The organism is Micrococcus sp., assembly GCF_030523875.1.
Taxonomy (GTDB): domain Bacteria; phylum Actinomycetota; class Actinomycetes; order Actinomycetales; family Micrococcaceae; genus Micrococcus.
In genome coordinates this window covers 1-6,830 of sequence record NZ_JAUNHR010000097.1, presented here as the reverse complement: position 1 = coordinate 6,830, position 6,830 = coordinate 1, and the positions used below count along the sequence as shown (strand labels likewise).

Below are 6,830 nucleotides of genomic sequence, written 5' to 3'. Positions count from 1 at the left end.
CGCTGGCCCAAACCATCCTTACTGGACTCGCCAAGGCCCCGTGACTCCGAGGCCCTTGTCTCACGAGCGGAGCATTTAAGTGACCCCGTGGACGTCGACGCTTCTGGGCGGACAGCATGCGCCGCCATTTAATCCTGAAGGAAAGCCGCCATCTATCTCACAAAGCCACAGCATGAGCGCCCGCGACGTGCGTCTGTTTCCGACGAATCCAGGGCGCTTCAAGGAGGTCACAGCAGCGATTCGGTGGTGTTCCCGCCGTCCGTGGTGGACAGCACGGTCGAGCCGACGACCAGCAGTGCTTCGGTCTGCCCGTCGTCGGTGATGCCCGTTCCCAGGGCGGTGGCCGTGCCGACCGGGCGGTCGCTGGCGGTCCAGGTGTCGCCGGCGTCGGTGCTGGTCAGCAGGTGTCCTTCGGTGCCGGCGCCCACGGCGGTGGTGTCATCGGCCCAGGCGACCAGGTGCATCAGCTGGGGGGTGTCCAGGGTGGTCCAGGTCGCGCCGTGGTCGGTCGAGCGCAACATGCCGGTTTCGGTGGTGGCCAGCACGGTCCCGGTTTGGGGGGAGATCGCCAGCGATGCCGGGGCGACGGGGATCTCAAGGCTCTGCCAGGTGAGGCCGTCGGTGCTGGCGCGCAGTTGCCCATCGAAGCCGAGGACCCCGTTCGGGCCGGCGGCCAGGGCGTGGAAATCGGATGCGCCGCCGCGGGAGAGCACCGTCCAGCTCTGGCCCCGGTCGGTGGACTCGGCCAGGCCCAGCGGCTCGGGCAGGTCGGTGTGCGGCGCGGGGTGACCCGAGGCCAGGTAGCGGCCCTCGGGAGTCAGGGTGAAACCCATGAAGTCCACGACCGGACCGACCTGGGTCAGCTCCCCGTCCTGGAGCCGGAACAGGCCCTGGTGGGTGGCCAGCAGCACCTCACCGGACTCGGGGTCCCGGGTGAGGGCATGGACGTGGGTGATGGCCGTGCCGGTGCCCTGCGTGCCGGTGCCGGCCGCCGGGGATGTCGCGGGGTTCGGCGCGGCGCAGGCGGTGAGGGTGCCAGCGCCGAGCAGGGTCAGCCCGCCGGCGATCAGGGTTCTGCGGGTCAGGGGGGTCATGGAGCCTTTCCGCCCCGGGCCAAAAGGCGGGGCTTTTACCATTGTCGGCCGGTGACGCGCCGGGATGGGGCGGTTTGCCTTGAAGATTCGATGAAGATTCCCCGCCCCGGCACCGTTCTGAGCCGCCGGGGCGCGAGACAGAGCGAGACTGGACCCATGAACTCTGGCACTGGGACTGACACTGGGACTGGTCCGGCGGCCGGCCGGGTGGTGGTGGTCGATGACGAGAAGCCGCTGGCGCGCATGGTGGCCACCTACCTGGAGCGGGCCGGCTACGAGGTGGCCCTCACCCACACCGGCCCGGCCGCAGTGCAGGCCGCCCGGGTTCACGAGCCCGACGTGATGGTCCTGGACCTGGGCCTGCCCGGGCTGGACGGGATCGAGGTGTGCCGGCGGGTGCGGGCCTTCTCCGAGTGCTATGTGCTGATGCTCACCGCCCGCGGCGATGAGCACCACCGGTTGGAGGGATTGGCGGTGGGGGCCGATGACTACATCACCAAACCCTTCAGCGTCCGGGAGCTGGTCGCCCGGGTGGGGGCGGTCATGCGCCGGCCGCGCACAACGGTGTCAGCCCCCGAACCGGAACGGGTCTGCGGTGACCTGGTCGTCGACCTGGCCGCCCACGAGGCCCGCGTGTCGGGCCAGGTGGTGCAACTAACACGCACGGAGTTCGACCTGCTGGCCGCCTTGTCGGGGCGCCCGCACCAGGCCTTCTCCCGGCGCCAGCTGATCGATATCGTCTGGGACCCGGCCTGGGTGGGCGATGAACGGCTCGTGGACGTGCACATCAAGAACCTGCGCCGCAAGCTCGACGCGGACCCGGCCCGCTATATCGACACCGTCCGCGGGGTCGGCTACCGGATGGCGGAGCAATGACCGGCCGGCGGCGCTACCAAGGATTAGCGGCCCGGTTCTTCCTCGCCCAGCTGCTGGTGGTGGGGGCCAGCGTGCTGGCCGCGGTGGTGGTGGCCTCCCTGGCCGGCCCACCACTGTTCCACGAGCACCTGGAACAGGCCGGGGCCGGACACGATGCAGCCCAGGTGCTGCACGTGGAGCAGGCCTACCGGGACGCCAATTTCTGGACCCTGGGCGTGGCCCTGGCCACGGCCTTGATCTGTTGTCTGGCATTGACCTGGCATGTCGCCCGCCGGATCCAGAGTCCGATCAACGCCCTGACCCAGGCGGCCAAGGCCATGGCTGGTGGACGGTACGACACCCGCGTGCCGGCCATGGGCGCCGGCACCGAGGTGGAGGAGCTGGCAGGGTCTTTCAACACCATGGCCGCGCGGCTTCAGCGCACCGAGGACACCCGTCGACGGATGCTCTCGGACCTGGCCCACGAGCTGCGCACCCCCGTCTCCGTGCTGACCGTCTACCACGAGGCCCTGCAAGACGGGGTGTCCCACTGGGACGAGCCCACCGGTGAGCTGATGGGCGAGCAGCTGGCCCGGTTGACCCGGCTGGTGGAGGACATCAACGACGTCTCCCGCGCCGAGGAGGGCCGGATCGAACTGGACCGCAGCCCCCAAGGGGTCAGCGGGCTGCTGCATGCCGCGACCGAGGCCCACAAGGAGGCCTACGCCACCAAGGGCGTGGCCCTGACCATGGACGCCGATCCGGGCCTGGCCGTGGACGTGGACCGCCAGCGCATGGGCCAGGTCCTGGGCAACCTGCTCACCAACGCCCTGCGCCACACCCCGGCCGGGGGCCGGGTCACCCTCGAGGCCCGACAAAGCCCGTCCGGGGTCACGCTCAGCGTCACCGACACCGGGGAGGGGATCTCTCCCGAGCACCTGCCGCACGTCTTCGAACGCTTCTACCGCGGGGACACCGCCCGCGACCGTGACCACGGCGGCTCCGGGGTCGGCCTGGCCATCTCCCGAGCTCTCATCCAGGCCCACGGCGGCACCCTGAGCGCCACCTCCACCACGGCCGGGGCGACGTTCACCATCGACCTGCCCACCAAGCAGCCCCCCGACCAGCCCACCTACCGGCGCACCCGTTTATCCACCGTGAACACTGGCGCTCCACCCCTTGAATTATACCCCCGGGGGGTATATACCAAGAGGACAGGCGCCATCCGGCGCCGCCCTCAGACCTGAAGGAGACCGTCATGACCGAATCCGCCCGCACCCCGCTGCCGGGGGCCACCAACGGCTGCTCGTGCTGCGCCCCAGCCGCCGACGCCACCGCCCCCGCCGGGCGCCAGAGTGCCGACCCAACCGGGACGAGCGCCGGCGACGCGACCTACCAGGTGGAGGGCATGACCTGCGGACACTGCGTGGGCTCCGTCGCCGAGGCCGTGAGCGCCCTGGACGGGGTGGACGATGTCCGGGTCGAACTGGTCGCCGGCGGGGCCTCCCCCGTCACCGTGACCGGGCCCGCCTCCGCGGACTCCGTGCGGACGGCCATCGAAGCGGCCGGCTACCGCGTCCGGATCTAACCGACCCATCCCCTCGAGGTCGGCGCCCCACCGCCGAGCCGGTCGCCGAACAGACCGCCGAGCAGAAGGAACACCATGAGTACCCCGCACCACCACGATCACCCCACCGACCAGACCGCCGAACACCCAGACCCGAACCCCCACGCCGGCCACGCCAACCACACCGACCATGCCGCCCACCACCCCGCGGACGCGGCCACCCACGGGCAGGCCATGCCCCAGGGCCACGCCCACTCGGCCCTGGACGAGGAGCACCAGGTCCATGACCACGGCAAGCACGCCGGGCATTCCACCGCGATGTTCAAGAACCGGTTCTGGGTCTCGCTGGTGCTGTCACTCCCGGTGGTGTTCTTCAGCCACATGGTCGGACAACTGCTGGGCTACCACGTCCCTGAGTTCCCCGGTTCGGCGTGGATCGCCCCGGTGCTGGGCACCGTGATCTACCTCTACGGCGGCGCCCCCTTCCTCAAGGGCGGACTCACCGAGGTGCGCTCCCGCCAGCCGGGGATGATGCTGCTGATCGCGATGGCCATCACCGTGGCCTTCGTCGCCTCCTGGATCACCTCCCTGGGCATCGGGGACCTGATGCTGGACTTCTGGTGGGAACTGGCCCTGCTGGTGACCATCATGCTGCTGGGGCACTGGATGGAGATGCGCGCCCTCGGCGCGGCATCCTCCGCCCTGGACGCCCTGGCCGCGCTGCTGCCGGAGAAGGCCGAGAAGATCGTGGACGGAGACACCGTGACCGTGCCCGTCGGCGAGCTGGCGGTCGGGGACACCGTGTTGGTGCGCTCCGGGGCCCGCGTGCCGGCCGACGGCACCATCCTGGAAGGCGCCGCGGAGTTCGACGAGTCGATGATCACCGGCGAATCCCGGGCCGTGGCCCGCACCGTCGGGGAGCGGGTGGTGGCCGGGACCGTGGCCACCGACAACACCGTGCGGGTGCGCATCGAGGCCGTCGGCGCCGACACCGCTCTGGCCGGGATCCAGCGGATGGTCGCCGACGCCCAGGAGTCCTCCTCCCGGGCCCAGGCGTTGGCGGACCGGGCCGCCGCGTTGCTGTTCTGGTTCGCCCTGGGGGCGGCGATCATCACCGCGATCGTGTGGACCGTGATCGGTCAGCCCACCGATGCGGTCACCCGCACCGTGACCGTGCTGGTGATCGCCTGCCCGCACGCCCTGGGCCTGGCCATCCCGCTGGTGATCGCGATCTCCACCGAACGCGCCGCCAAGGCCGGGCTGCTGATCAAGGACCGGATGGCCCTGGAGAAGATGCGGGCCATCGACGTGGTGCTCTTTGACAAGACCGGCACCCTGACCGAGGGCGCCCACGCCGTCACCGGTGTCGCCGCGGCGCCCGGCATTTCCGAGGCCGAGCTGTTGGCCTACGCCGCCGCGGCCGAGGCCGACAGCGAGCACCCGGTGGCCCGGGCCATCGTCACCGCCGCCACCAGTCATGCCGAGGCCGCCCGGTTGGGCCTGCGCGGCACCGGATTCCAGGCCGCCACCGGCCGCGGGGTCACGGCCACCGTGGCCGGGGCCGAGGTCCTCGTCGGCGGGCCGAACATGCTGCGCGAGCTCACCCTGGACACCCCCGAGGCACTGGCCGCCGATGTCCGGGCCTGGACGGATCGGGGGGCCGGGGTGCTGCATGTGGTCCGCGACGGGTCCGTTATCGGCGCGGTCGCCGTGGAGGACAAGATCCGCCCCGAGTCCCGGGCCGCCGTGGCCGCCCTGCACGCCCGGGGGGTCAAGGTCGCGATGATCACCGGCGACGCCCGCCAGGTCGCCGAGGCCGTGGCGCGGGATCTGGGCATCGACGAGGTCTTCGCCGAGGTCCTGCCCCAGGACAAGGACACCAAGGTCACCGAACTGCAGGCCCGGGGCCTGTCCGTGGCCATGGTCGGGGACGGCGTGAACGACGCCCCGGCCCTGGCCCGGGCCGAGGTCGGCATCGCCATCGGCGCCGGCACCGACGTGGCCATGGAATCGGCCGGCGTGGTGCTGGCCGGCAATGACCCCCGTGCCGTGCTATCCATGATCCACCTGTCCAAGGCCAGTTACACCAAGATGATCCAGAACCTGGTCTGGGCCACCGGATACAACGTGCTCGCCGTCCCGCTGGCCGCTGGCGTGCTGGCCCCGATCGGCTTCGTGCTCTCCCCCGCGGTGGGCGCGATCCTGATGTCCGTCTCCACCATCGTGGTGGCCCTCAACGCCCAGCTGCTGCGCCGCACCGACCTGGACCCGGAGCACCTGGCTCCTCTCGAGCGCCCCCGGTCGCAGGCTGCCCTTCAGCCGGCTGCGGTTTCCTGATCTCACCCCTTGGCGTGAACCCTGATGTGAACCCTCAACCCACCATGAAAGGACCCACCATGAAACGCACCATGACGCTGACCGCCCTGACCCTGGCCTCCGCCCTGACCTTGACCGCCTGCGGCACCGGGGCCCAGGACGAGAACGCCGGCGCTGAGGCCTCGGCCACCGCGACCGGCTCCGCCCCCGCCGCCACCCCTGCGGCCACGGACACCGCGACACCGTCCGCCACGGAATCGGCTACTAGCTCGGCCACCGGTTCGGCCGAGGAGGTCTCCGCCGAGCACAATGACGCGGACGTGATGTTCGCTCAGATGATGATCCCGCATCACCAGCAGGCGGTGGAGATGAGCGAGATGCTGCTGGCCAAGGATGAGATCCCGGCCGAGGTGGCCGAGTTCGCCCAGAAGGTCATCGACGCCCAGGGCCCGGAGATCGAGCGCATGAACGCCATGCTCACCGCCTGGGGTGAAGACCCCGTGGACATGGGAGACATGGGCGGTATGGAGGGCATGGACCACGGCGGGATGTCCGGGATGATGTCCGAGGAGGACATGGCCGCCCTGGAGCAGGCCCAGGGCACCGAGGCCGCCCGGTTGTACCTGGAGCAGATGACCGCCCACCACCAGGGCGCCATCGAGATGGCCCAGGACGAGGTCGAGGGCGGGCAGACCCCGCAGGCCGTGGCCCTGGCCGAAAAGGTCGTCGCGGACCAGCAGGCCGAGATCACCGAGATGGAACAGATGCTTCAGGAGCTGCCCGCGACCTGACCGGCATCGCCGCACCACAATCCCAAGGAGGGCCCGTTCGGTGGACGGGCCGTCCTTGGAGGTGTGGTGCCGTCAGCGGATGATGGGCCGCCCTGGGTGAGGCCAGCCCCTGCTTCGACGGCAGGAGGGCCATCCCTTAGGGCTGGTTCGACGTGAAGCGCCCTGGGTTTCGTTCCGATCCAACTGAAGGAGAATCGGAACATGCCC

At 70.6% G+C, this 6,830-nt stretch carries 6 protein-coding genes; 5 read left to right on the top strand and 1 reads right to left on the bottom strand.

Annotated features, from left to right (window positions below):
• Window positions 1-227: 227 nt before the first annotated feature.
• Window positions 228-1,094 (bottom strand): F510_1955 family glycosylhydrolase, encoded by an 867-nt coding sequence (locus tag Q4D18_RS10385; RefSeq protein WP_017488137.1) that lies wholly within the window; start codon window positions 1,092-1,094, stop codon window positions 228-230.
• 156 nt (window positions 1,095-1,250) lie between these two features.
• Here Q4D18_RS10385 and Q4D18_RS10380 point away from each other — a divergent pair, with 156 nt between their 5' ends.
• From Q4D18_RS10380 to Q4D18_RS10360, 5 genes are all read left to right on the top strand, one after another.
• Complete coding sequence (locus Q4D18_RS10380; protein WP_303128080.1) at window positions 1,251-1,970, top strand: response regulator transcription factor; 720 nt, start codon at window positions 1,251-1,253, stop codon at window positions 1,968-1,970.
• Window positions 1,967-3,196, top strand: a complete 1,230-nt coding sequence (locus tag Q4D18_RS10375) for a cell wall metabolism sensor histidine kinase WalK (protein ID WP_303128078.1) — start codon at window positions 1,967-1,969, stop codon at window positions 3,194-3,196. The genes Q4D18_RS10380 and Q4D18_RS10375 overlap by 4 nt, the downstream gene beginning before the upstream one ends.
• 11 nt (window positions 3,197-3,207) lie before the next feature.
• Window positions 3,208-3,537, top strand: coding sequence for a heavy-metal-associated domain-containing protein (locus Q4D18_RS10370; protein ID WP_060775536.1), 330 nt, complete (start codon window positions 3,208-3,210; stop codon window positions 3,535-3,537).
• 297 nt (window positions 3,538-3,834) lie between these two features.
• Window positions 3,835-5,853, top strand: a complete 2,019-nt coding sequence (locus Q4D18_RS10365) for a copper-translocating P-type ATPase (RefSeq protein WP_303128085.1) — start codon at window positions 3,835-3,837, stop codon at window positions 5,851-5,853.
• 59 nt (window positions 5,854-5,912) lie between these two features.
• The gene (locus Q4D18_RS10360) at window positions 5,913-6,623 is read left to right on the top strand and encodes a DUF305 domain-containing protein (protein ID WP_041290833.1); all 711 of its coding nucleotides are present in this window, start codon (window positions 5,913-5,915) and stop codon (window positions 6,621-6,623) included.
• Window positions 6,624-6,830: the final 207 nt, after the last annotated feature.

Coding starts and splice junctions, on each gene's coding strand:
- Q4D18_RS10385 (WP_017488137.1), bottom strand. CDS start 1,094: ATGACCCCCCTGACCCGCAGAACCCTGATCGCCGGCGGGCTGACCCTG.
- Q4D18_RS10380 (WP_303128080.1), top strand. CDS start 1,251: ATGAACTCTGGCACTGGGACTGACACTGGGACTGGTCCGGCGGCCGGC.
- Q4D18_RS10375 (WP_303128078.1), top strand. CDS start 1,967: ATGACCGGCCGGCGGCGCTACCAAGGATTAGCGGCCCGGTTCTTCCTC.
- Q4D18_RS10370 (WP_060775536.1), top strand. CDS start 3,208: ATGACCGAATCCGCCCGCACCCCGCTGCCGGGGGCCACCAACGGCTGC.
- Q4D18_RS10365 (WP_303128085.1), top strand. CDS start 3,835: ATGTTCAAGAACCGGTTCTGGGTCTCGCTGGTGCTGTCACTCCCGGTG.
- Q4D18_RS10360 (WP_041290833.1), top strand. CDS start 5,913: ATGAAACGCACCATGACGCTGACCGCCCTGACCCTGGCCTCCGCCCTG.